This is a genomic window from Terriglobia bacterium (assembly GCA_020073495.1).
Taxonomy (GTDB): Bacteria; Acidobacteriota; Terriglobia; order Terriglobales; family Acidobacteriaceae; genus JAIQFD01.
On sequence record JAIQFD010000002.1, the window covers coordinates 211,153 to 232,654 of the forward strand.

A 21,502-nucleotide genomic window follows, 5' to 3' on the forward strand; every position below is an offset into this window, starting at 1 on the left:
GGCGACGAGGACGAGTGGGCGAATGACACAACGGCACAGCAGCTTCAAGGCGGACCCCCGCAAACGGGAGAGCATACAGCAGCGAGGGGAGCGGCTCAAAACCGCGCGGGCCTACTGTCCGTACGCGGGGTCAACCCGCGCCAGTTCCCGCAGGGCGGCCCGGTCCTGGATGACCAGGGTAGAGCCCTGCAGGCTCACCACATTCATCTTCTTGAAGATGCCCAGCACGCGGCAGGCGGTCTCACGCGTCGCGCCTATGGTCTGTGCCAGCTCCCGCTGGGTGAACGCCAGGTTGAGCCGAGTCTCCGTCTCCATGGTGTCGGCTCCGCTGGAGAGCAGAAGGAAAAAACGGGCCATGCGCTCGGTGGCGGAGTGCGCCAGCCCCACCGTGTGGATGAGGTCCATGACGTCGTGCAGGTTTTCGCTGACCCGCTGAGCCACGCGGAGGCTGGCATCGGGATGACTCTCCAAGAAGCGGAGGAAGTCCTCGCGCCGCGCGAAGTTTACCTGGCAGGGCTCCATGACCTCGGCGGTGAACTGGTTGGGAAGGTTCGAGATGCAGGAAGGAAGCCCCAGGACCTGTCCCGGGTTGCAGATGGCCACCACGAGCGTCCTGCCTTCTGAGCCGATCGTCAGCTTGACGCGGCCCTGGCAGAGTACATAGACGCCCCGGGCCTGGTCACCCTCGTTGAACAGCAGCGCGCCCGCGTAGTAGGGGATAGTGATCTTGATGGCTTCGAATGCCGCGATGGCGGTGGGTGACAGGTCGCAGAAGAAAGAGGACGCCCGCAACCTGCAGGTGCGGCAACTGTCGACGATTTGCAGTTGATGCGCTTGCATGCAGCCCCCACGGTCTGCGCCAACATGGGACCGCGACCCATCCAAGGTCGCTGCAACAATTTTGGTGCAGAACAGTAACCGTTAATCGTCCCAATGTAAAGAATTTCGCGTCCAGCGGCCGATTTCAGGTCGGGAACGGCGCGCGCTCTTATTCGTAGCGCAGCGCTTCGACGGGATCCAGCCGGGAAGCCTTCCTGGCCGGGTAGTAGCCGAAAAGGAGGCCGATGGCAGCGGAGAACAGGCTGCCGATGGCGAGGATCTGCGGTGTCAGCTTGGTGGGGAACTGGAACAGGCTTTGCACCAGCAGGGAAGATCCCAGTCCGGCCAGAAGACCGAAGAACGCGCCCAGCGCGCTGAGCACGAGGGCTTCGCTAAGGAATTGCAGCTGGACGTCCCATTCGGTGGCCCCCAGGGCCAGGCGGACACCGATCTCCCGCGTTCGCTGCGTCACCGAGACCAGCATGATGTTCATGATCCCGATGCCACCTACGAGCAGCGAGAGGGAGGCGATACTTCCCATCAGAAGAGTGAGGACGCGGCTGGTCGCGAGCTGTGCCTGGATGACGTCCTCGGGGCTGCGGATATTGAAGTCATCGTCAGCGCCGGGCGGGAGGTGGTGCCGTTCCCGGAGCAGGCCCACGATCTGTTTCGTGGCTTCCGGCATGGCCTGGCGCGACACGGCGGAGCAAAAGATGTCGTCCAGCCAGAACGTGCCCGTGATCCTCTTCTGGACCGTGGTGAAGGGCATGACCACGAAGTCGTCCTGGTCCTGGCCGGTGGCCGACATTCCCTTGGCTTGGAGCACTCCGATGACTTTGCAGGGCAGGTTGGTGAGCCGGACGGTCTTGTCGATCGGATCTTCGTTGGGGAAGAGGTTGTCGACCACGGTCTGTCCCAGAACGCAAACAGGCGCCGCCGAATCCACGTCCGCGGAGGTGAAAAAGGCGCCACGGCGCACCGTCCATTGGCGGATCTCGGTGAATTCCGGTGTTACCCCGCGATACATGGTTCCCCAATTGAGTCCGGCGTAGATGACCTGTACACGGCCGTCCACGTTGGGGGAGACCAGCTTGATGGAGGGCACCTGTTCGAGGATGGCCTTGGCATCGTTCAGAATCAGGGTCTTGATGCCACGCGAGCCGACGCGGACGCCGCCTCGCGACCGGCTGCCGGCCTCCACCCAGATAAAATTGTCCCCCAGTTGGCGGAGCTGGTCTTCGATGCGGCTGGTTCCGGCGTTGCCGATCGCCACCACGCAGACGAAGGCCCCCACCCCCACCGAGATGCCCAGGATGGTCAGCACACTCCGGATCCAGTTCCGCCTCAGGGCTAAGAATGCTTCCCGGATTATGGTGTGAAAAATCATACGGGCACGACGGACAAGATCCGCATCTTATCCTAAATCGCGGGGCGACCCGGGCGCAGGTCAAAATGGGAAGGGCTTCTCGATCCGTCATGGCGGAGACGCCGGACCTGACCTCGGTGCGCTACCATAGTCATCCATCGAATGTGGGCTCCCGATCCGGCATGGGGAATGGTGCGCAGACCAGCGCTGCGCCCAAGGCCATTTGACGATGGAGGCAGTGAATCCGTAGATAAAATCTGTGATCAGTCGAGGCAGTATGCGTGCAGCAAAGTTGTTTCGTCCCGTCGTTCTCGCGTTTCCGGCGCTATTGCTGGCCGGAGGACCGAGCCTCGCGCAGACCCAGCAGGCCGCGGTCCCCCAAACACTCGGCGAGAAAAGCTACGTCGTGCCTGCGGGCACGATCCTCCGCGTCAGCATGGTGGCCCCGCTGAAGCCTTCGCATCTGCAGGCCGGCAGCGACATCGAGGGCGAGCTGAGCCGGCCCGTGTACGTGTACGACCGGCAGGTGATCCCCGCGGGCAGCCACATCCGCGCCGTAGTCGCGGAAGTGGATAAGCACAAGGTGCAGAAGAAAGGCTTCGTCGAGCATCTGCAAACCATCCGCAGCCTGGGGTTGAACCGCAAGTTCGATTATGACGTTACCTTCCAATCGGCATTTCTCACGCCGCCCAACGGGACCGCCACTCCGATAGAAGTGAAATTCATCGAGGCCGGGGATGTGGTCGAGCTGCATACCAAGGGTGACCAGATCCAGATAGGCGGGACGACGGCAGGCGACTACGCCAAGATGGCGCCCGGCGTGGGCAAGGTGGAGTCGATCAAACACGGCAAGAAGCAGGTCCAGCAGTATCGCCATCCCGTGGTGAGCCTTGAGACCGAGCAGCCGCTCTCCTTCACCTTACCGCCCGACGCGGCAGAACCGGTGGCTGCGCCAGCCGACGTTTCGACCATCCCTTCTGGAACGCACGCGCGCCTGTTGCTCCTCGAGCCTCTGAGCGCCTCGGAGAACAAACAGGGGGACATTTTCCACGCCCGAGTGTTGGAGCCAATCGTGCAAAATGGACAGCTCCTCTTGGCAGAAGGCAGCACGCTGGAAGGGCACGTCGGAAAAATCGTGCCGCCCCGCCGGCTGAATCGGGCCGGCTCTGTGTTCCTTGTCTTTGACAAGCTCCTGCTCCAGAACGGCGCTTCGGAGAAGATCGCCGCTTCGCTGGTGAGCACCGAGCTCGACCCCAAGGCAGCAGGCAGGATGGACGAAGAGGGCGGCTTGCACGGAAAGGGCCGGGGCGCCAAGCAGACCATGAAAGACTTTGGCGTGGGCCTCGTTTCCCAGCAGGTGATCGATGAAGTCGTGGAGCTGGCGACGCACGCAGTCGCCCCATACGTCAGCATCCCCATGGGTCTGGCGATGTTCCTCGGTGGCCACGGACGCGACGTAGAGCTGCCGCGCTATACCGAACTGGAGATCGTCTTCGGGCGGCCCATGCCGATCGGGACCTCGGCTGCAGCTCCGGCGCAATCGCAGCCCGCATCGCAGCAAACCGAGCCGCAACGCAAATAAACAACGAAAGAGAGAATTATGACCCACAAGCTATCGCGAACTGCGGCCTTGGTTCTGATCGCAGTGTCGTGTCTGGCGGCGGATCCGCCGCAGTATCGCCTGATCCAGAGATATACCCTGGGCGGCGACGGGGGCTGGGACTACGTCACGATCGATCCCGCTGCCCGGCGCCTGTACATCGCACGCGCCACGCGCGTCATGGTGGTGGATGCCGATTCCGGCAAAAGTGTCGGGGAGATTCCGGACACGCCGGGCGTCCACGGCGTCGCCATCGTCTCCGAGCTTGGCCGAGGCTTCACCAGCAACGGCCGCGACAATAGCGCCACCATCTTTGACCTGAAGACCCTGGAAGCGAAGGGCAAGGTCACGACCGGAGAGGGCCCGGACGCCATTATCTATGATCCCGCTTCACGTCGCGTGTTCACCTTTAACGGGCGCGGAAAAAGCGCGACCGCCATCGACGTGGCTGACGGCAAAGTGGCGGGCACCGTTCCCCTGGAGGGCCGCCCGGAGTTTGCGGTGGCCGACGGCAAGGGGCGCGTGTACATCAACATCGAGGACAAGAGCGAGGTCGCGGTCCTGGATTCCAGGAAACTCACCGTCATTGCCCGCTGGCCGCTTGCGCCCTGCGAGGAACCGACCGGGATCGCCCTTGACGAAGCGCACAAGCGCCTGTTCGCCGGCTGCCGCAACAAACACATGGCCGTGATGAACACCGACACCGGCAAGGTGGTGACGACCGTCCCAATCGGACAGGGCGTGGATGCGAACGCGTTCGATCCAGCGACCCAACTGGCGTTCGCGTCGAACTGGGACGGCACCCTTACCGTCGTGCACGAAGATTCGCCGGACAAGTACACGGTGGTGACGAACGTGGCTACGGAACTAGGCGCGCGCACCATGGCGCTCGATCCCAATACGCACCAGATCTACCTGATCACGGCGAAATTGCAGAATCCGGAGAAGGATCGCCGGACCATCGTGCCCGGCAGCTTCGAACTACTGGTGGTCGGAACCCAAGGGACTACTCCCCCATCGAAGTAAAGCGACTCAATTAAGGCGAGGGACACGTGAAACGGTTCGTTCTTGGAGTGATCGTGGGCGTCCTGCTGGTGTTCGTCGGCGGGTTCGCATATCTCGCTACCGGCATGGCGCCGGTGGCCACCAGTGCTCCGGCGATGCCCTTTGAGAAGCGCATCGCCAAGATGGCGCAGGAGGCCCGGATCGAAAAGGAAATGCCGAAAGACACCCCCGTGCCGGCAAACGAGACCACTTACATGTCCGGCGCCATGGTTTACAACGACAACTGCGCCCAGTGTCATGGCGTGCCCGGACAGAAGGACGCGCCCGTGTACGCCAAGGGGATGTATCCGAGGCCGCCGCAGCTGTTCCGCGGAAAGGGCGTTACCGACGATCCGCCGGGCGAGACCTACTGGAAAGTCGCGAACGGGATCCGGCTTACCGGAATGCCCTCATTCACAGGCTCGCTCTCGGACAATGAAATGTGGCAGGTCAGCGTTTTGCTGGCCAACGCGGACAAGGCTTCGGACGCCTCCAAGAGCATGATCACCGCTCCTGCGAAACCGGCGGGTCATTAGCGCCAGGAGCTGTGCCTCTCGGCTTCCGCGATGTCCAGAATGGCGGAAAATTCTCGAAGCGTCGGCCCAAAATGAACTTCACCAGCAGATGGTCGGTGCTGCGGGTCACGCCGATTCCTACTCCAATATTGACCTCCCACTTCGGCGACAGGTTTAGGTCGATCGCCGGGACGATCTGCTGTTCCTGCTGCGCGACCGGGTCGAGATTCCCGATCGGGCCTAACGCGCCGTAGTATTCCAGGCCTACGCTGACCTTCGGGACGACGTCGAAACTCACCTTGGCATTCGGCGAGAACTCCCATCCCAGCCCCGCATTTTCGCCGTGCAGAGATTTGTCGACCGTGGGATTGAACGACAGGTACCAACGCCCCAGTTTCTTGTCCACGATCGGTCGCAGCTCCACGGTCCAGGTGTCGGGCGAGAAGTCGCGGCGCTGGTAGCCGATCTCGGTGGAGAGGCTCACGCCGACCGGCCATTTCCAACTTACGGGCACGGCCACGCGCGGGCGGATGTGGTCGCCGACCCACTGCCATCCGTAACCCGAGCGCGCCGCGGTGAATACGTAGAAACCCGTCTCGAACCACGGGGTGAAGCCGTGTGTGATCTCGAGGGTCTCATGCAAGGCGTGGTCGGTAGGCAGCAGGCCGTCGGTGATGTTCTTCCGGCCTGCGGCGGTGAAGTTGCTGTGCAATTCCACCATGGTTGCGCCCGACGGAACGGTATCCGAGCCGTATACCTGGACCTCGTAATTGTCCTGCGCGGCGGCCGCTGCTGCCAGGAGCAGGAGCGTAGCCAGTGCGAGTAAAGCGCGGCGGTTTGGACGGATAGAGGGCGGCACAGCGAGGTTGTAGATTCGCCGACGTGGCGTCCGGTTGACGAATAAGTGGGCTCAGTTCTCCCCGTACAGCTCGACGAGCAACGCGTAGGCGCGACGCAGGTGCGGGATCACGATGCTGCCACCGACCACCAGTGCCACGTTCAGCGCTTCCTCCTGCTCCTTGCGCGTGGCGCCGAGCCGGAACGACTGGATGACGTGATAGTTGATGCAGTCGTCGCAGCGCAGTCCGGCTGAGACCACCAGTCCCATCAGCTCCTTGTACTTCGCCGGGATGGCGCCTTCCAGGTAGGTGTTGTGGTCGAGGTTGTAGAAGCGCTTGACCAGGTTGTTGTCGGCGGCGTTGACCATCAAGTTCAGTTTGCGCCGCGTTTCGATGAACTGGCGCGCGATGGGGCTGCGCTTGGCCGCGTCCTCTTCCGAATACTTGAAGGCGGGTTCCATGCTTCCGGGCGTCATGGCGGAAGCGTAGCAGAGGATGGCGCGGCGGGCGAGAGCTAGACGACCGGCAGGCCCTGGCTGGCCTGGCGGATCGCGTCCCGCTGCTCGGGCGTGATGTCCAGAAACTGGAATCCGAAGCGCCGCTCATTGCCGTGGCGCACCTTGCTCAGCAGGCGCATCGGCTTCGTGGCATTCGGCAGCAGGAACTCCAGCCAGAGCCTCTGCCCCATGCCGACCCCCTCTTCCAGCATGCCGCCCAGGCCACCCAAGCTGATGTCGTGCGTCCGCCCGGTAGTGACCGGGATGGAGGCGCTCTCGCTCAGAAACATGGAGAAGGGAAGGTCAATGGCGAAGCGCGCGAAGCTGCGTGCGATCTTCCAATGCTGATCTGGAGCATCAGGGGCCATGGGAGCGCCGGGCCGCATTGTACGCTGGTCCAGACGCGCTTACAGAGGCGGCATCCACACCGCAGGCGCGGGAGGTCTCTGCCAAATACTAGGCGGAGAAGATGGGCGGGCCGCCGGAGAGGCGGATGAAAGACGTGAAGCCCTCGATGGTGGCAGCCACACCATAGCCGTCGGAGAGCTCGTCCTGGATCACGCGCACGACGCGGCCTTTGCAGGTGGCGCGCATGGGGTCGGTCATGGTCACTTCCGCGGGAAGCTCGACCATGAACTCGATGGGAGCTTGCTCCCGCGGCCGCGCGCCGACATAGAAAAATACGCCCGTCTCACTGATGTCGAGGGTCAGGCCGTTGAGCGCGACGGCCACGCCGTCGAAGGAGCGCACGGTTACGGGCAGCTTCATGCGGAAGCGACGCGCAGCGCGCCGCTCTCCCGGATGCGGCGCGATCGTCTCCATGTTGTCTGCCATGGTCGCCATCACTAACAGAGATACCAGAGCCTACCACTGCCAACAAGTATTTCTCCAAGTTCGGAGTACCTCCGGAGTGACCGGGGCGCACCCGCGGAGACGCCGGCCGGAGAGCCGTCTGGCTTGGCTCATGGGTCACCTTGGAAGGTGATACGGGTCACAGCCGCGTGCCCTGCCAAAGTGGGAAGGTAGCCCATGGAAGCGCTGGCAAACCCGCAGGAGTCGCGGGCGCGCCCTTCCGAGGTCCGCGTGCGCGGGCCCGCAATTCATACCGTCTTTATCAACGGGTCGGGAACCGGGCTCAACGAGGAGTCATGGCTATCGAGGACGGACGTTACCTTTGCTGTCCCACGTGTCAGGGCAAGGGGCAGATTCACCGATCAGAACTCATCGAGCAATTGAGCGATCCGGAGCGGGACCGCAAGATCCAAGCCCTCCTGGAAGAGATCACAAGACAAGAGGAAGAAGCCGAGACGGCGCCGGTAGCGGCCGCCTCCAGGGATGGGGATGCGCCGGGGGCGTTCGAGCGGGAAGTGCACAGCTGGCCACCCAAACGGATCCTGTGGCGGAGAAGTCCGAAGGAATAAGAGAAAGCCGAGCGCGGCCATGAAGAAACCACTCCAGATTCCCCTTAGGGCAGGTGGCAAAGGGTGCGCCACCTGCCACATTAAGACGAGTGGTTTGTCCCCAGTTTTCGCCCCAGCCGAAGCCAACAGCTTCGGCATAAGTTTTTTGGGCGCTGGGCGATAGCGGCGGGCGGCGACGCTCAAGCAGAGTGGCCGCGCGAATGCTTAATGCAACCCGTGGCCGAAAAGCTGGAGCGGCCCCAGGTCGAGCACCCGAGCGGAAGGCTTATGGCAACGACTCAGATCGATCCACAGCAGGTCGAACGTTTCTTGGAAGGGTTCGACGATCGGAGATCCAACCTGATCGCCATCCTGCAGGAGATCCAAGCCACCTATTACTACCTGCCGGAGCAGATTTTGCGGCGCGTGGCGCGCAAGTTGCGCATCCCGCTGACCGAGGTCTACCAGGTCGCGACCTTCTATCGTTGCTTCAGTCTGAAGCCCCGCGGCAAGCACCTGTTGCAGGTGTGCCTGGGGACCGCGTGCCACGTGCGCGGGGCGCCGCGCGTGCTGGATCGCATCCTCACCGAGTTGCGGCTTCCCGCAGCCGGGACGACGCAGGACCGGGAGTTTACGGTGCTGGCGGTACGCTGCATCGGATGCTGCGGGCTGGCGCCGGTGGCGCGCGTGGACGCCAACACACATCCTCATCTCTCCCAGGCCAAGGTCCGCAGCATGTTGAAGAAGTACGCGCCGAAGGCGGAGAAGGCGGGTGCGAATTCCGCTCAGACCACAGGAGATCACAATGCCACGGCTGAACTCACTCAATGAATTAGAGTCCTACCGCAGCCGTTGCGGCGCCGAGCGCGATCCCAAGCGGCCCTGCCTGACCGTGTGCGCGGGCAGCGGCTGTAGCGCCGCGGGCGCCCACGACGTGCTCGACGGCCTGCGCAAGGAACTAGCGAAGCGCGCTCTCGAGGGAAAGATCGACGTCAAGAGCACCGGCTGTCACGGCTTCTGCGAACGTGGCCCGCTGATGATCGTCTGGCCGGAGGGCACCTTCTACAACCAAGTGAGCCTGCGCGATGTCAACGCCCTGGTCGCCAGCGTAAGCAATGGAAGGGTTCCGGTCGAGAAACTGCTGTACGTCGATCCGGCTTCGGGCAAGAGGGTCAGCACCGAGGATGAAGTCCCGTTCTACGCCAAGCAGCAGCGCGTGCTCTTCGGCAATAACGGCAGGATCGACCCCAAGAGCATCGAGGACTACCTCCTGGTGGGCGGCTACTCCGCGCTGGCGAAGGTGCTAGGCGGAATGCAGGCCCAGCAGGTGGTGGACGAGGTGACGCGCTCCGGCCTGCGTGGACGCGGCGGCGCGGGCTTCCCCACGGGCGTGAAGTGGGGCGTTTGCCGGCAGAACCCGGCTCCCCGCTACCTCATCTGCAACGGCGACGAGGGCGACCCCGGCGCTTTCATGGATCGCAGTCTCCTGGAAGGCAATCCGCATAGCGTAGTCGAGGGGATGATCATCGGCGCGTTCGCGATGGGAGCCGAAGAAGGCTACGTGTACGTGCGCGCGGAGTATCCGCTGGCCGTCGAGCACCTGCGCCACGCCATCCAGCAAGCGGAGCAGTACGGCCTGCTGGGCGACAACATCCTGGGCACGGGGATGAAATTCCACATCGTCGTAGTGCAGGGGGCGGGCGCATTCGTTTGCGGCGAAGAGACAGCGTTGATCGCCTCCCTGGAAGGACGCGTGGGCGAGCCGCATCCGCGTCCGCCGTACCCGGCGCAGAAGGGCCTGTGGGGCCGGCCGACGGTGATCAACAACGTGAAGACCTGGGCCAGCGTGCCCGTGGTCATCAACCGCGGCGCCGAATGGTACGCCAGCATCGGCACGGAGAAGAGCAAGGGCACGATGGTCTTCTCCCTGGTGGGAAAGATCAACAACACCGGCTTGGTCGAAGTGCCCATGGGGATCACGCTGCGCAAGATGATCTACGAGATCGGCGGCGGCATCCCCAATGGCAAGAAGCTGAAGGCCATCCAGATCGGCGGGCCCTCGGGCGGATGCATCCCGGCGGATCTGATCGACCTGCCCATCGACTACGAGCAGCTCACCAAGGCGGGCTCGATGATGGGCTCCGGCGGCATGGTGGTGATGGACGAGACCACCTGCATGGTGGACATCGCCCGTTACTTCATGGAGTTCCTCGAGGACGAGTCCTGCGGCCAGTGTTTCCCCTGCCGCGAAGGGACGCAGCGCATGAAGGCGATCCTGGAGCGCATCTGCCGCGGCCAGGGCAAGGAAGAAGACCTGCCTCTGCTCGAAGACCTGGGCTGGCTGATGCAGCAGGCTTCGCTCTGCGCCCTGGGCCAGACCGCCGCCAACCCGGTGCTAACCACGCTGCGCTACTTCCGCGACGAGTACCTGGAACACATCCGCGAAAAGAAGTGCAAAGCAAAGGTGTGCAAGGAACTCATCTACTACGAGATCGACGAGGTTCTGTGCGACGGTTGCGGCGCTTGCGTCAAGGTATGCGCCAGCAACTCCATCCTCGGCGAGAAGAAGAAAACCCACAAGATCGACAACGGCAAGTGTCTGCGCTGCGGCGCCTGCCTGGAAGTCTGCCAACCCAAGGCAGTGCTGGTATCCACAGGAGCAATCCCGTGCCTAAACTGACGCTCAACGGCATTCCGCTCGAGGTCGAACGCGGCACGACCGTGCTGGAAGCGGCGCGCTTCCTGGGTCTGCCCATCCCCACCCTGTGTCACGACGACGGCCTGGCTCCCGCCGGCGCGTGCCGGCTGTGCCTGGTCGAGGCTAGCCGCGGCGGCAACGGGGTCTCCAAGCTGCTCAGCGCGTGCACGCTTCCCGCCGACGACGGCCTGGTGGTCTGGACCCACTCGGAACGCGTGGAGCGGGCGCGGCGGCTCCTGCTGGAGATGTACGTGGCCACCTGCCCATCGTCGAAGCGCATCCAGGACCTGTGCGCGCAGTACGGGGTGCGGGAATGCCGCCACCAGCGCAAAGACGAGCGCTGCATCCAGTGCGGCCTGTGCGTCCGCATGTGCGAGCAGCAGATGATGGCCGGCGCCATCGGCTTCTCGGGGCGCGGCAAGGACCGCATGGTGCACCGGCCCTTCGACATGACCAGCGACCGCTGCCGCCAGTGCGGCGCCTGCCTGTACATCTGCCCGGTGTGCGAATCGCGCTGCGCCGGGCCGCAGGCCGAGAGCACGCTGTGCAGCGGCTGCCTGAATTTCGCGCCCGTCTGTTTCCAGAGTTACGAGGACGCGATGTGCTTCCTCGATCCGTGCCACGCCTGCGAGCTGGCTGGCCCCCTGCGCCATGACGTCCAGGTGAAACGCAATCCGGAAAAGATTCTGACTTTAACAGGAGAAACCAAATGAGCTACACGCGCCTGAATTCATCCGCGGCCACCTTGACGAAGAACCGCACGGAAGACGCGGTCGTTCCCATCAGCGGCATGTGCGCCACCTGCGTCGATGGCTGCATCGGCATGTGCGAGATCGGCAAGTCGGCCTATCGCGGCGCGGAAATGATCTATCCCCAGCCCTTCGGGATCATCACCACCGCCGCCACGAAGGATTACCCGGTCGATCTCTCGCACTTCACCATCCTCGGCCGGGCTGCCGGCGCATGGGGCATCGAGCCGGACTCCAACAAGGCCCTCTTCCCCAACGTGAATCTCGAGGTAAGGTTAGGGCATGACGGCGGGATCCACCAGAAGCTGCCGTTCACCATCGCCGCCATGGGCTCGACCAACGTGGCCAAGAACAACTGGCCGGGCCTGGCGGCCGGCGCTGCCATCAGCGGCACCGGCATCGCCATCGGCGAGAACGTCGTGGGCATGGACATGGAGTCCGCGTTCGCCGCTGGCAAGGTCACCTCGAGCGTCGACCTGGACTGGCGCGTGAAGTGTTTCCGTGACTGGCAGAGCGACGGCTACGGCGAGGTGTACGTCCAGGCCAACGTCGAGGACACCATGCTTGGCGTGCAGGAATACGCCCTCAAGAAGCTGGGCGTACGCTCGGTCGAGCTGAAGTGGGGCCAGGGCGCGAAAGACATCGGCGGCGAAGTGAAGATCAAAGACCTGGCCAAGGCGCAGGAACTCCAGCGCCGCGGCTACGTCGTGTTGCCCGACCCGTCAAACCCGCGCGTCATCGAGTCCTTCAAGAGGGGCGGCTTCCACGAATTCGAGCGCCACTCGCGCGTGGGCATGGTCACGCTCGACGGCTTCCTGAAGCGCGTCGAGGAGCTGCGCAAGGCAGGCGCCAAGTACATCACGCTCAAGACCGGCGCCTACCGGCCGGTGGACCTGGCGCGCGCGGTCAAGTACGCCTCGGTCGCCCATCTCGACCTGCTGACGGTGGACGCGGCCGGCGGCGGCACCGGCATGAGCCCCTGGCGCATGATGAACGAGTGGGGCATTCCCGGCATCGAGCTGCACTCGCTGCTGCGCGATTACCTGATGCGCCTGAAGAAGAAGGGCGAGCACATCCCGGCGATCGCTCTGGCCGGCGGCTTCACCTTTGAAGACCAGATCTTCAAGGGATTCGCAATGGGCGCTCCATTCGTGAAGCTCATCGGGTGGGCACGCTCCCCGTTGGCCGCGGCCATGGTCGCCAAGACCATCGGCAACGCCATCGAGGCGCAGAACTTGCCCATCTACATCGAGCGCTTCGGCACCACCAAGGACGAGATCTTCGTCACCTCCAGCGAGCTGCGGGAGAAGCTGGGCGACCGCTTCAACCAGCTCCCGGCAGGTGCGCTCGGCGTATACACCTACTACCAGCGCGTCGCCCAGGGGCTGCGCCAGTTGATGGCCGGGGCCCGCAAATTCGGGCTGGAGTACATCACCCGCGACGACATCGCTGCTCTCACCCCGGAGGCCAGCCGCTTGAGCGGGATCCCCATGGTGAGCGACATCGATTCCGACGAGGTCAATGAGATTCTCGAGGCCGGCGAAGTGAAGAGGACGAGGTCCACCGCTGCGGACTAATCGATCCTGGGCGCAGCCTCGCACACCCACCGCTAACCCCGGCACGCGCACAAGCGGCGCGTGCTGGGGGCCCGGGAAATGGGGTTAGGCGCTGCGCCAGCGGCCAACCAGCCGCCGCGGTGAAGCAACGGCGCGCGAAACGGCGCACCGTCCAGCACCGTAGAATTCGCCGCCTCTTAAGCGCCGCGTGTTCGGTCCGGAACCCACGCGGCGCTTCCTTATGATTAGCGGTGACGAAAAAAAGGGCGGCGCGAACTCCCCCGAGTTCAAACGCGCCGCCCGATTCCCCGACAGTGGGGAGGTGGCAACAACGGCTCTAGATAACGACTATCCGCCCGGATGAATCGCAATTCGACAACCACACCGCGCTTCGATGACGGGGGCAATTCGTTACTGCATCAACGAGTTGCCCATCAAGGTCGCTCCAGATATTTTGGCGAAGGGCGCAAAAATCCCCACCCCGGTGGGGTAAGTAGGTCAGATTCAAATCAGTTAACAGCGGTACACCTGCTGCGCCATATCACCCGCCACCCCTGACTTCTGCACCACTTTGGGCTCAATTCCCACTATGCGCACGTCACAAGTGTCTGTGGGCTCAGTCACTTACATATTGGGCACGATGGCAGACAATGTGCGATTAAGAGTGATGGTTGGGGAGGGCAACGTCCGCTCCCCGCTCGGATGGAGGCTGTCATGGTCGCAACTCCCATGCAACCCGCTCCCCTGCTCGGCGTGCTGGGCTGGCGTCTGGTGCGGTTGATCGAGGGCCACTCCGACCAGCTCGCCAAAGGTCTGTGGGAACGACTGCGGAATAGCGAGCGTACCAGCGACTACGTTTCGCGGGTCCCGCCCGAAGAACTCAAGCAACGAGTGTCTGAGATCTACCACCACCTGGGCGAATGGCTGCTGAAGAAGACCGAGGCCGATGTCGAGCACCGCTATGTGGCCATCGGAGAGCGCCGCTACGCCCAAGGCGTGCGGCTGAGCCAGCTGTTGTTCATGATCGTGGCCACGAAAGAGCACCTCTGGGAATACGTGAGCCGCGAGGCACTGGCCGACCGTCCCGTGGAGCTGTTTCAGGAACTCGAGCTGTTCCAACTTGTCGATCAATTTTTCGACCGGGCGCTGTACTTCGCCGCGGTCGGTTTCGAGCGGGCAGACGTTGCCGCCCGCGCCCACTAAGGTGTTGGGGGTGGGAAGGGGAATCTCAATGTCCTGGATGGACGCGTATCGCAGCAAGTTAGCGACGGCGAACGAGGCGCTGAAGTGCGTCGAGTCGCACATGAGGGTATACATCCAACCCGGCTGCGCGGAGCCGGAGACGCTAGTAGGCGCCCTGATGAACCGGGCGCCTTTCGTTCGAGATGTGGAGATCATCCACCTGATGACCATGGGCCGGGCGGATTACATCGCGCCCGAGATGGCCGGCATCTTCCGGCACAACGCCATGTTCATCGGCGGCAACGTGCGCGACGCCGTCAATGACGGACGCGCCGACTACACGCCCATCTTCCTGAGCGAGATCGAAGCCCTGTTCGAGAGCGGCGAGATGCCGATCGACGTGGCGCTCGTCCAGGTATCGCCGCCGGACGCGCATGGCTTCTGCTCCTTCGGGGTCGGCGTGGACACCTCGCTCACCGCCGCCAAGAAAGCACGCTACGTCGTGGCCCAGGTGAATGGCCACATGCCGCGCACCTACGGCGACAGCTTCATCCATGTCTCCGATATCGACGTGATCGTCGAGGACACGCGGCCGCTCTGCGAACTGAAGAAGGTCGAGATCAGCGACCTGCATACCCGCATCGCGCGCAACGCGGCCACCCTGATCGAGGACGGCTGCACCTTGCAGTTGGGCATCGGGGGCATACCCGACGCGGTGCTGACTTTTCTGGGAGACCGCAAGGACCTGGGCGTGCACACCGAGATGCTGGCCGAGAATGCGATCCCGCTGATCGATTCCGGCGTGATCAATGGCCGGCGCAAGACGATGCACCCGCGCAAGATCATCCTGGGCTTTGCCCTGGGCACAAAGAACCTTTTCGACTACGTGCACGAGAACCCGATCTTTGAATTCCATCCCAGCTCCTACACCAACAACCCGGTGCTGATCGCCCAGAACGACCGCATGGTGGCCATCAATTCGGCACTGCAGATCGACATCACCGGCCAGATCTGCGCCGACTCCATGGGCACCCAGTTCTACAGCGGTATCGGCGGGCAGGTGGACTTTATCCGTGGGGCGACGCGCTCCAAGGGCGGCAAGCCCATCATCGCCCTGCCGGCGACCGCCAAGAACGACACCATCTCGCGCATCGTCCCCATGCTGTCGCCGGGCGCCGGCGTGGTGACCTCGCGCGGCGCGGCCCACTACATCGTCACTGAATTCGGTGTGGCCTACCTGCACGGACGCAACATCCGCCAGCGGGCCGAAGCGCTCATCCAGATCGCCCATCCCAACTTCCGGAACGAGCTGTACGAATACTGCGAGCACACCAAGTGGCTCGCCCGGCCCACTGAATTTGCAGCTACCGATTCGAGGTGAAGCATGGCGGCGGTTTCGCGTGGATCGATCAAGATAGACACACAGGAATGCAAAGGCTGCGGATTATGCGTCGAGTCGTGCCCGCCGCACTGCCTGGAGCTCGAATCTGGGCTCAACCAGTACGGCGTGCACCCGGCGCATTACGCCGGGGAAGGCTGCACCGGGTGCGGCATCTGCTTCTACTGCTGCCCCGAGCCGGGCGCGATTACGGTGCTGCGCCTGGTGGCTCCGGCGCCGGAGGTGGCCCATGCGGCAACTGTCTAAGGGCAATGTCGCCGTCATCAAGGGCGCCATCCAGGCGGGATGCCGGGCGTTCTACGGCTATCCCATCACGCCCGCCAGCGAGATCGCAGAAGCCGCTGCTCTCTATATCCCCGAAGTCGGAGGGACGTTCGTGCAGGCGGAGAGCGAGGTTGCGGCCATCAACATGGTTTACGGGGCGTCGTCCTGCGGGCAGCGCGTGATGACCGCATCCTCCGGCCCCGGCCTAAGCCTGATGCAGGAGGGCATCTCCTATCTCGCAGGCTCCGAGTTGCCGTGCGTGATCGTGGACGTGGTGCGCGGCGGGCCGGGCCTGGGCAACATTGCGCCCGAGCAGAGCGACTACTTCGCCATGGTGAAGGGCGGAGGCCATGGCAACTACCACAACATCGTCGTGGCGCCGGCCTCCGTGCAGGAGATGTGCGATCTGACGATCCTGGCCTTCGAGCTGGCGGACCGCTACCGCAATCCCGCTATCGTGCTGACCGACGGTTTCGTCGGCCAAATGATGGAGCCGCTGGAGATCGAGGAGCGCGACGTCCCCATCCCCGACAAGCCCTGGGCGGTGAAGGGAACGGCGGAGACACGCAAGAACCTGATCACTTCCATCTACCTGACGCCCGAAGAACTCGAGGCGCATGTGCGCAAGCTGGAGGCCAAGTACAAGTCGGCGGAGGTCGAGGCCTGCGACGAAACCTATATGGCCGAGGACGCCGAGATCCTGCTGGTGGGCTATGGCATCGTGTCGCGCGTGCTGCGCTCGACCGTGGAACAGTTGCGTAAGCTCGGCGTGAAGGCCGGCCTGTTCCGGCCAATCACCTTGTGGCCTTACCCGTCGCAGGCGCTGGCGCACGCCGCGCGCCGCTGCCGGATGGTGCAGGTGGTCGAGATGAGCACCGGGCAGATGGTGGAGGACGTCCGGCTGGCGGTGAACGGAAGCGTGCCGGTCGAGCTTTACAGCCGGGTGGGCGGGTCTGTGCCCGGGGTCGAAGAGGTGCGCGACCACATCCTGGCGCAGGTCACCACGCTGGTGCTGTGAGGAGGAAGAGTGTCCGAATACAAGGTGGTGCAACAGAAGTCGCCGGTCTTTTACGACCATTACGAACGCAAGGCCGATCTCCAGCACCAGACGCACTACTGCCCCGGCTGCGGTCACGGGGTGGCGCACAAGCTGATCGCCGAGGCCATCGCCGACCTGGGCGTGCAGGACCGTACGGTGTTCATCAGCCCCGTCGGCTGCTCCGTCTTCGCCTACTACTACTTCGACGTGGGCAATATCCAGGCGGCACACGGGCGGACGCCGGCGGTGGCCACCGCCGCCAAGCGCGCTAACCCGAACAGCATCGTGGTCGCCTACCAGGGCGATGGCGATCTGGCGGCCATCGGCACAGCGGAGATCATCCATGCCGCCAACCGCGGCGAGAAGATCACCTGCTTCTTCCTCAACAACGCCATCTACGGCATGACCGGCGGTCAGATGGCGCCCACCACGCTGGTGGGCATGCCGAGCACCACCAGCCCCTGGGGGCGCCGCCCGAGCAACGAGGGCTTCCCGCTGCACGTCTGCGAACTGCTGGCCACGCTGGAGGCGCCGGCGTACATCGAGCGCGTGGCGCTCAGCGACAACAAGAACATCATGAAAGCGCGCAGAGCCATTCGGAAGGCGCTGGAGAACCAGGTGAAGGGCGTCGGCTTCTCGCTGGTCGAGATTCTGTCGCCGTGCCCCACCATCTGGAAGCTGGATCCGGTGCAGGCGCGCGCCTGGGTGGCGGAGAAGATGATCCCCGTGTTTCCGCTGAACGTCTTCCGCGACCGCGTGCCGGAGATGCCGAAGTCCGCCGAGCCGCCGCAAAAGTCCGTCCGCGAGGTGCTGGAGATCGACCGGCAGCCGCTCACGGTACAAGGGAACGGCCACAAGCATCCCGCCCGCGAGATCACCATCAAGGTCGCCGGCTTCGGGGGCCAGGGCGTCCTTCTGCTGGGCCAGTTGCTGGCGGAGATGGGGATGGCGGAGAAGATGGAAGTGAGCTGGCTGCCGTCGTACGGCCCGGAGATGCGCTCGGGCAGCGCTCATTGCCACGTCTGCTTCTCCCACGAGCGGGTCGGTTCGCCGTTGATCTCGCACCCGGACGTGCTGATCGCGATGAACGAGATCTCCCTGCGCAAGTTCGCGCCGCAGGTCGAGTCCGGCGGGCTCATCATCTACAGCCGGGACCGGCTGCCGGAAGATTTCGAGGTGCCGCAGGGCGCACGCGCGGTCTGCGTGCCGGCGTTCGACATGGCCGACCACCTGGGATCGGCCAAGGTGGCGAACACTATCCTGCTGGGCGCTCTGCTGGCCGAAACCGAGTGCCTGCAGGCGGCAACCGCAGAGGCGGTGCTCGAGGCCAAGGTCAAGAACCCGAAGTATGTCGAGCTGAACCGGAAGGCGCTGGCCCTGGGCCGGCGCTACGACGAGCACGAGCTGCACGTCTCCCTGTCCCAGCCGGACGGGTTCGCGAGTTAGCAGTGACGCTGGCGGGCCGAAGCAGGCCGGGCGGCGAGGGCCCCAAGGATTCATAAGCCGGAACGGGTCATCATCCATACCTGCCGCCGGATTCACCCGGTACCCGTTCCGGCGCTTTCCCCTTTTCCCACCCTGTGACCGCGGTCACTCGCAGCAGTGACTTGTGTCATAGCGCGTTCCCCGGCGGGAGGGTATTTTTCGAACGAACGTTCGAACTATGGGGGTGTCGGTGCCTGTTCCGGCCATCGATTTCATGTACTACGTCGCGACCCGCGAGTTCATGGAGCAGTGGGACCGCGCCAAGCAGGGAGAGCTGGTCTGCCGCATGGAGAAGGCCATCGGCGGCCTGCCGCGCTACAACTCCATCGAGGAGATGATCGCGCTGATGGACGCGGCCGGCGTCGAGAAGGTCTTCATCGTGCAGTGCAAGATGTGGTCCTACTGGCGCAAGTGGATGTACATGGACACGCGCCTGGAGGACGTCCTCCAGTACACCCAGAAATATCCCGACCGCTTCGTCGGGCTGGCCGGCTACAACCCGTTCCGCATCAAAGAGAGCCTGGCCGAGATCGAGATGTCGGTGCGCACCTGCGGCTTCAAGGGCGTGTACGTCCACATCTACGGCTTCGACATTCCCCTCAACGACGCCAAGATGTACCCGCTTTACGCCAAGTGCGTGGAACTGGGCGTTCCCGTCTCCCTGCAGGTGGGCCACGTGCTCGAGGCCATGCCCAGCGACTGCGCGCGCCCCATGCAACTGGATCGCATCGCCTGCGATTTCCCCGAACTGAAGATGGTCGGCGCGCACACCGGCTGGCCGTGGGTGGATGAGCTGCTCTCCGTCTGCTACAAGTGGGAGAACATCTGGTTCGGCGTCGATGCCTGGATGCCGAAGTACCTCTCCCCGCAGATCGTGCAGTTCATCAACAGCCGCCTGGGACGCGACCGCTGCCTCTGGGGCACCAACGGCCTGTCTTGGAAAGAATCTCTGCGGCAGGTCGACGAGCTGGGGCTGAAAGACGACGTCAAGCGCAAGCTGCTACATGACAACGCGGTCGAGCTGTTCGGGCTGGGAAAACCCGCGGCCGCAGTGACCGTAGAGACTGTCGGAGTCAGCAAAGCATGAGCCTGGTGGACCTGGCAGGGAAGAGCGCTGTGGTGACCGGCGGGGCGCGAGGGATCGGCCGCGCCATCGTGCAGGTGCTTGCGGAGTGCGGCGCCGAGGTGATGATCGCCGATCTGCGCTTCGACGAAGCCGATACCGCGGCGCGCGAGATCGCAAGCGCCACCGGGCGGCGCGTGCTCGCCTGCGCGACCGATGTCACCAAACTGGAGCAGGTCCAGGCCATGCGCGACCAGGCCGTCGCGCAGTTGGGAAAGATCGACATCCTGGTGAACAACGCGGGATGGGACCGCATCCAGCCCTTCGTCAAGACCACACCCGAGCTGTGGGAGCGCATCATCGCCATCAACTACAAGGGCGTGATCCACACCTGCTACGTGGTGCTGCCGCACATGCAATCGCGCAAGCAGGGAGCGATCGTCAACCTGAGCTCCGATTCGGCGCGCGTCGGTTCCCTCGGCGAGGCCATCTACTCCGGCGCCAAGGCGGCGATCGTCGCCTTTTCCAAGACGCTGGCGCGCGAGCATGCGCGCGACAACATCCGCGTCAACGTGGTTTGCCCCGGGCTGGTCGAGACCGGCTTGCTGACCGAGATGCGCGAGGACGAGTTCGCCTCGAAGATCCTGGGCTCCATCGTCAATGCCATTCCGCTTAAACGCTTCGCCGAGCCCTGCGAGATCGCGCCCCTGGTGGCGTTCCTCGCCTCGGACGCGGCGCGCTACATCACCGGACAGGTCACCAGCGTCAACGGCGGCCTGACCATGGTCTGACCGGAATAGAAGGGAAGGGTACCTTGAGCGCGACCGTGCCGTCGCTGGGGATAGAACGAACGTTCGATAGATACGCGGAGCTGATCCAGGACCTGAGCTTCCCCTCCGTCCGGCGTTGGAAGGACGAGAACCGGCGCCCGGTGATCGGCTACTTTCCCGTGTATGCGCCCCTGGAGCTGATCCACGCCTGCGGCATGCTGCCGGTGGGGCTCAACGGCGCGGGCGACCAACTCGACATCCAGCACGCCGACGCGCGCTTCGGCTCGTTCATCTGCTCCATCGTCAAGACCACGCTGGAGATGGGCCTGACCGGCCACCTCGACCTGTTCGACGGCCTGCTCTTCTCCTCCATCTGCGATTCGGCGCGCAACCTGGCCTTCGTGATGAAACGCAACTTCCCGCAGAAATTTGTGGAATTCCTGCACCTGCCGCATAACCCCTCGTCCCCCGCCAGCGCGGAATTCCTGTGTGCGGAATACGCACGCTTGCGGGAGGGCCTGGAGGCCGTGGGCGGAAGACGCGCGGACGACGCGGCGTTGTCACAGGCGATCGCCCTCTACAACGAGAATCGCACGCTGACGCGGCAGCTCTACCGCTTCCGCTCCGAGAACCCTCACCGGCTACGCACATCGGACCTGTACGCCGTGGTGCGGGCCGGCAACTTCCTGCCCGTCGAGGAGCACAACGGCTGCCTGGCGCAAGCGCTGGCGGAAGCGGTCCAGAACGGCGCAAAGCCGCGGGACAGCGTTCGCGTTTTGGTGGAAGGCTCGTTCTGCGAGCAGCCGCCGCTGCAACTGATCAAGCTGATCGAACAGGCGGGATGCTACGTGGTAGAGGACGACTTCATCCTCGGCCCACGCTGGTTCACGGGAGACATTCCGAAGAGCGGAGACCCGCTCCTGGAGCTCGCCAAGAGCTACCTTGACCTGTCGGTGTATTCCTCCGTCCGCCACGATGCGCGCAAGCCCCGGCACAAGGAGCTGATCGCCAAGGCGAGGCGCAACCGCGCGCAAGCGGTGATCCTGCTGGTGGCGAAGTTCTGCGAGCCGGCCTACTTCGACTACGTGCTGTACAAGCGCGAACTGGAAGCCGCCGGCATCCCTCATCTTCTGGTCGAGTTCGAGGAAAAAATGTTCACCTTCGAGCGCCTCCAGAACGAGGTCGAGACCTTTGTGGAGTCGTTGCTGTTCGATTGA

22 protein-coding genes are annotated in these 21,502 nt (G+C 63.8%); 16 read left to right on the forward strand and 6 right to left on the reverse strand.

The features are described from left to right. Positions 1-111 precede the first annotated feature (111 nt). A complete protein-coding gene (locus LAN37_04710) occupies positions 112-840 on the reverse strand; it encodes a Crp/Fnr family transcriptional regulator (protein MBZ5646507.1) in 729 nt (242 codons plus the stop codon). Between the two features lie 148 nt (positions 841-988). Next, on the reverse strand, positions 989-2,143 hold the full coding sequence (locus tag LAN37_04715) for an ABC transporter permease (protein ID MBZ5646508.1): 1,155 nt from the start codon (positions 2,141-2,143) through the stop codon (positions 989-991). A 319-nt stretch (positions 2,144-2,462) separates the two neighbouring features. Between LAN37_04715 and LAN37_04720 the strand changes: the two genes are divergently transcribed. From LAN37_04720 to LAN37_04730, 3 genes are all read left to right on the forward strand, one after another. After that, complete coding sequence (locus tag LAN37_04720) at positions 2,463-3,767, forward strand: hypothetical protein (protein ID MBZ5646509.1); 1,305 nt, start codon at positions 2,463-2,465, stop codon at positions 3,765-3,767. A gap of 18 nt (positions 3,768-3,785) precedes the next feature. Further along, positions 3,786-4,811, forward strand: coding sequence for a YncE family protein (locus LAN37_04725; GenBank protein MBZ5646510.1), 1,026 nt, complete (start codon positions 3,786-3,788; stop codon positions 4,809-4,811). A gap of 104 nt (positions 4,812-4,915) precedes the next feature. Continuing rightward, positions 4,916-5,365: a cytochrome c gene (locus LAN37_04730; GenBank protein ID MBZ5646511.1), complete on the forward strand. Its 450-nt coding sequence runs from the start codon at positions 4,916-4,918 to the stop codon at positions 5,363-5,365. Here LAN37_04730 and LAN37_04735 read toward each other — a convergent pair. The 4 genes from LAN37_04735 to LAN37_04750 all read right to left on the reverse strand — a co-directional run bounded on the left by LAN37_04735 (position 5,334) and on the right by LAN37_04750 (position 7,523). After that, on the reverse strand, positions 5,334-6,203 hold the full coding sequence (locus LAN37_04735) for a hypothetical protein (GenBank protein MBZ5646512.1): 870 nt from the start codon (positions 6,201-6,203) through the stop codon (positions 5,334-5,336). The genes LAN37_04730 and LAN37_04735 overlap by 32 nt on opposite strands. A 51-nt stretch (positions 6,204-6,254) precedes the next feature. Further along, the gene (locus LAN37_04740; protein MBZ5646513.1) at positions 6,255-6,644 is read right to left on the reverse strand and encodes a carboxymuconolactone decarboxylase family protein; all 390 of its coding nucleotides are present in this window, start codon (positions 6,642-6,644) and stop codon (positions 6,255-6,257) included. A gap of 53 nt (positions 6,645-6,697) precedes the next feature. Beyond that, on the reverse strand, positions 6,698-7,048 hold the full coding sequence (locus LAN37_04745; GenBank protein MBZ5646514.1) for a PilZ domain-containing protein: 351 nt from the start codon (positions 7,046-7,048) through the stop codon (positions 6,698-6,700). Positions 7,049-7,136: 88 nt separating this feature from the next. Then, positions 7,137-7,523: a PilZ domain-containing protein gene (locus LAN37_04750; GenBank protein MBZ5646515.1), complete on the reverse strand. Its 387-nt coding sequence runs from the start codon at positions 7,521-7,523 to the stop codon at positions 7,137-7,139. A gap of 305 nt (positions 7,524-7,828) precedes the next feature. Here LAN37_04750 and LAN37_04755 point away from each other — a divergent pair, with 305 nt between their 5' ends. The 13 genes from LAN37_04755 to LAN37_04815 all read left to right on the forward strand — a co-directional run bounded on the left by LAN37_04755 (position 7,829) and on the right by LAN37_04815 (position 21,502). Continuing rightward, positions 7,829-8,101 (forward strand): TMEM106 family protein, encoded by a 273-nt coding sequence (locus LAN37_04755; GenBank protein ID MBZ5646516.1) that lies wholly within the window; start codon positions 7,829-7,831, stop codon positions 8,099-8,101. A 267-nt stretch (positions 8,102-8,368) separates the two neighbouring features. Further along, a complete protein-coding gene (locus LAN37_04760) occupies positions 8,369-8,911 on the forward strand; it encodes an NAD(P)H-dependent oxidoreductase subunit E (protein ID MBZ5646517.1) in 543 nt (180 codons plus the stop codon). After that, a complete protein-coding gene (nuoF, locus tag LAN37_04765) occupies positions 8,886-10,760 on the forward strand; it encodes an NADH-quinone oxidoreductase subunit NuoF (protein ID MBZ5646518.1) in 1,875 nt (624 codons plus the stop codon). Before LAN37_04760 ends, nuoF begins: the two co-directional genes overlap by 26 nt. Next, complete coding sequence (locus LAN37_04770) at positions 10,748-11,491, forward strand: (2Fe-2S)-binding protein (GenBank protein MBZ5646519.1); 744 nt, start codon at positions 10,748-10,750, stop codon at positions 11,489-11,491. The genes nuoF and LAN37_04770 overlap by 13 nt, the downstream gene beginning before the upstream one ends. Further along, positions 11,488-13,104 carry an FMN-binding glutamate synthase family protein gene (locus tag LAN37_04775; GenBank protein MBZ5646520.1) on the forward strand — a complete coding sequence of 539 codons (1,617 nt, stop codon included), beginning with the start codon at positions 11,488-11,490 and terminating at the stop codon, positions 13,102-13,104. The genes LAN37_04770 and LAN37_04775 overlap by 4 nt, the downstream gene beginning before the upstream one ends. Before the next feature lie 693 nt (positions 13,105-13,797). After that, positions 13,798-14,286 carry a hypothetical protein gene (locus tag LAN37_04780; GenBank protein MBZ5646521.1) on the forward strand — a complete coding sequence of 163 codons (489 nt, stop codon included), beginning with the start codon at positions 13,798-13,800 and terminating at the stop codon, positions 14,284-14,286. A 28-nt stretch (positions 14,287-14,314) separates the two neighbouring features. Next, the gene (locus tag LAN37_04785) at positions 14,315-15,646 is read left to right on the forward strand and encodes a 4-hydroxybutyrate CoA-transferase (GenBank protein ID MBZ5646522.1); all 1,332 of its coding nucleotides are present in this window, start codon (positions 14,315-14,317) and stop codon (positions 15,644-15,646) included. Between the two features lie 3 nt (positions 15,647-15,649). Beyond that, positions 15,650-15,910: a 4Fe-4S dicluster domain-containing protein gene (locus tag LAN37_04790; protein ID MBZ5646523.1), complete on the forward strand. Its 261-nt coding sequence runs from the start codon at positions 15,650-15,652 to the stop codon at positions 15,908-15,910. Continuing rightward, positions 15,894-16,946: a 3-methyl-2-oxobutanoate dehydrogenase subunit VorB gene (locus LAN37_04795; GenBank protein ID MBZ5646524.1), complete on the forward strand. Its 1,053-nt coding sequence runs from the start codon at positions 15,894-15,896 to the stop codon at positions 16,944-16,946. Before LAN37_04790 ends, LAN37_04795 begins: the two co-directional genes overlap by 17 nt. Positions 16,947-16,955: 9 nt before the next feature. Next, positions 16,956-18,413: a 2-oxoacid:acceptor oxidoreductase family protein gene (locus LAN37_04800; protein ID MBZ5646525.1), complete on the forward strand. Its 1,458-nt coding sequence runs from the start codon at positions 16,956-16,958 to the stop codon at positions 18,411-18,413. 229 nt (positions 18,414-18,642) lie between these two features. After that, entirely contained in the window at positions 18,643-19,539 is an 897-nt protein-coding gene (locus LAN37_04805) for an amidohydrolase family protein (GenBank protein ID MBZ5646526.1), read from the forward strand. Next, a complete protein-coding gene (locus LAN37_04810) occupies positions 19,536-20,306 on the forward strand; it encodes an SDR family oxidoreductase (protein MBZ5646527.1) in 771 nt (256 codons plus the stop codon). The genes LAN37_04805 and LAN37_04810 overlap by 4 nt, the downstream gene beginning before the upstream one ends. Before the next feature lie 23 nt (positions 20,307-20,329). Next, positions 20,330-21,502 (forward strand): 2-hydroxyacyl-CoA dehydratase, encoded by a 1,173-nt coding sequence (locus LAN37_04815; GenBank protein MBZ5646528.1) that lies wholly within the window; start codon positions 20,330-20,332, stop codon positions 21,500-21,502.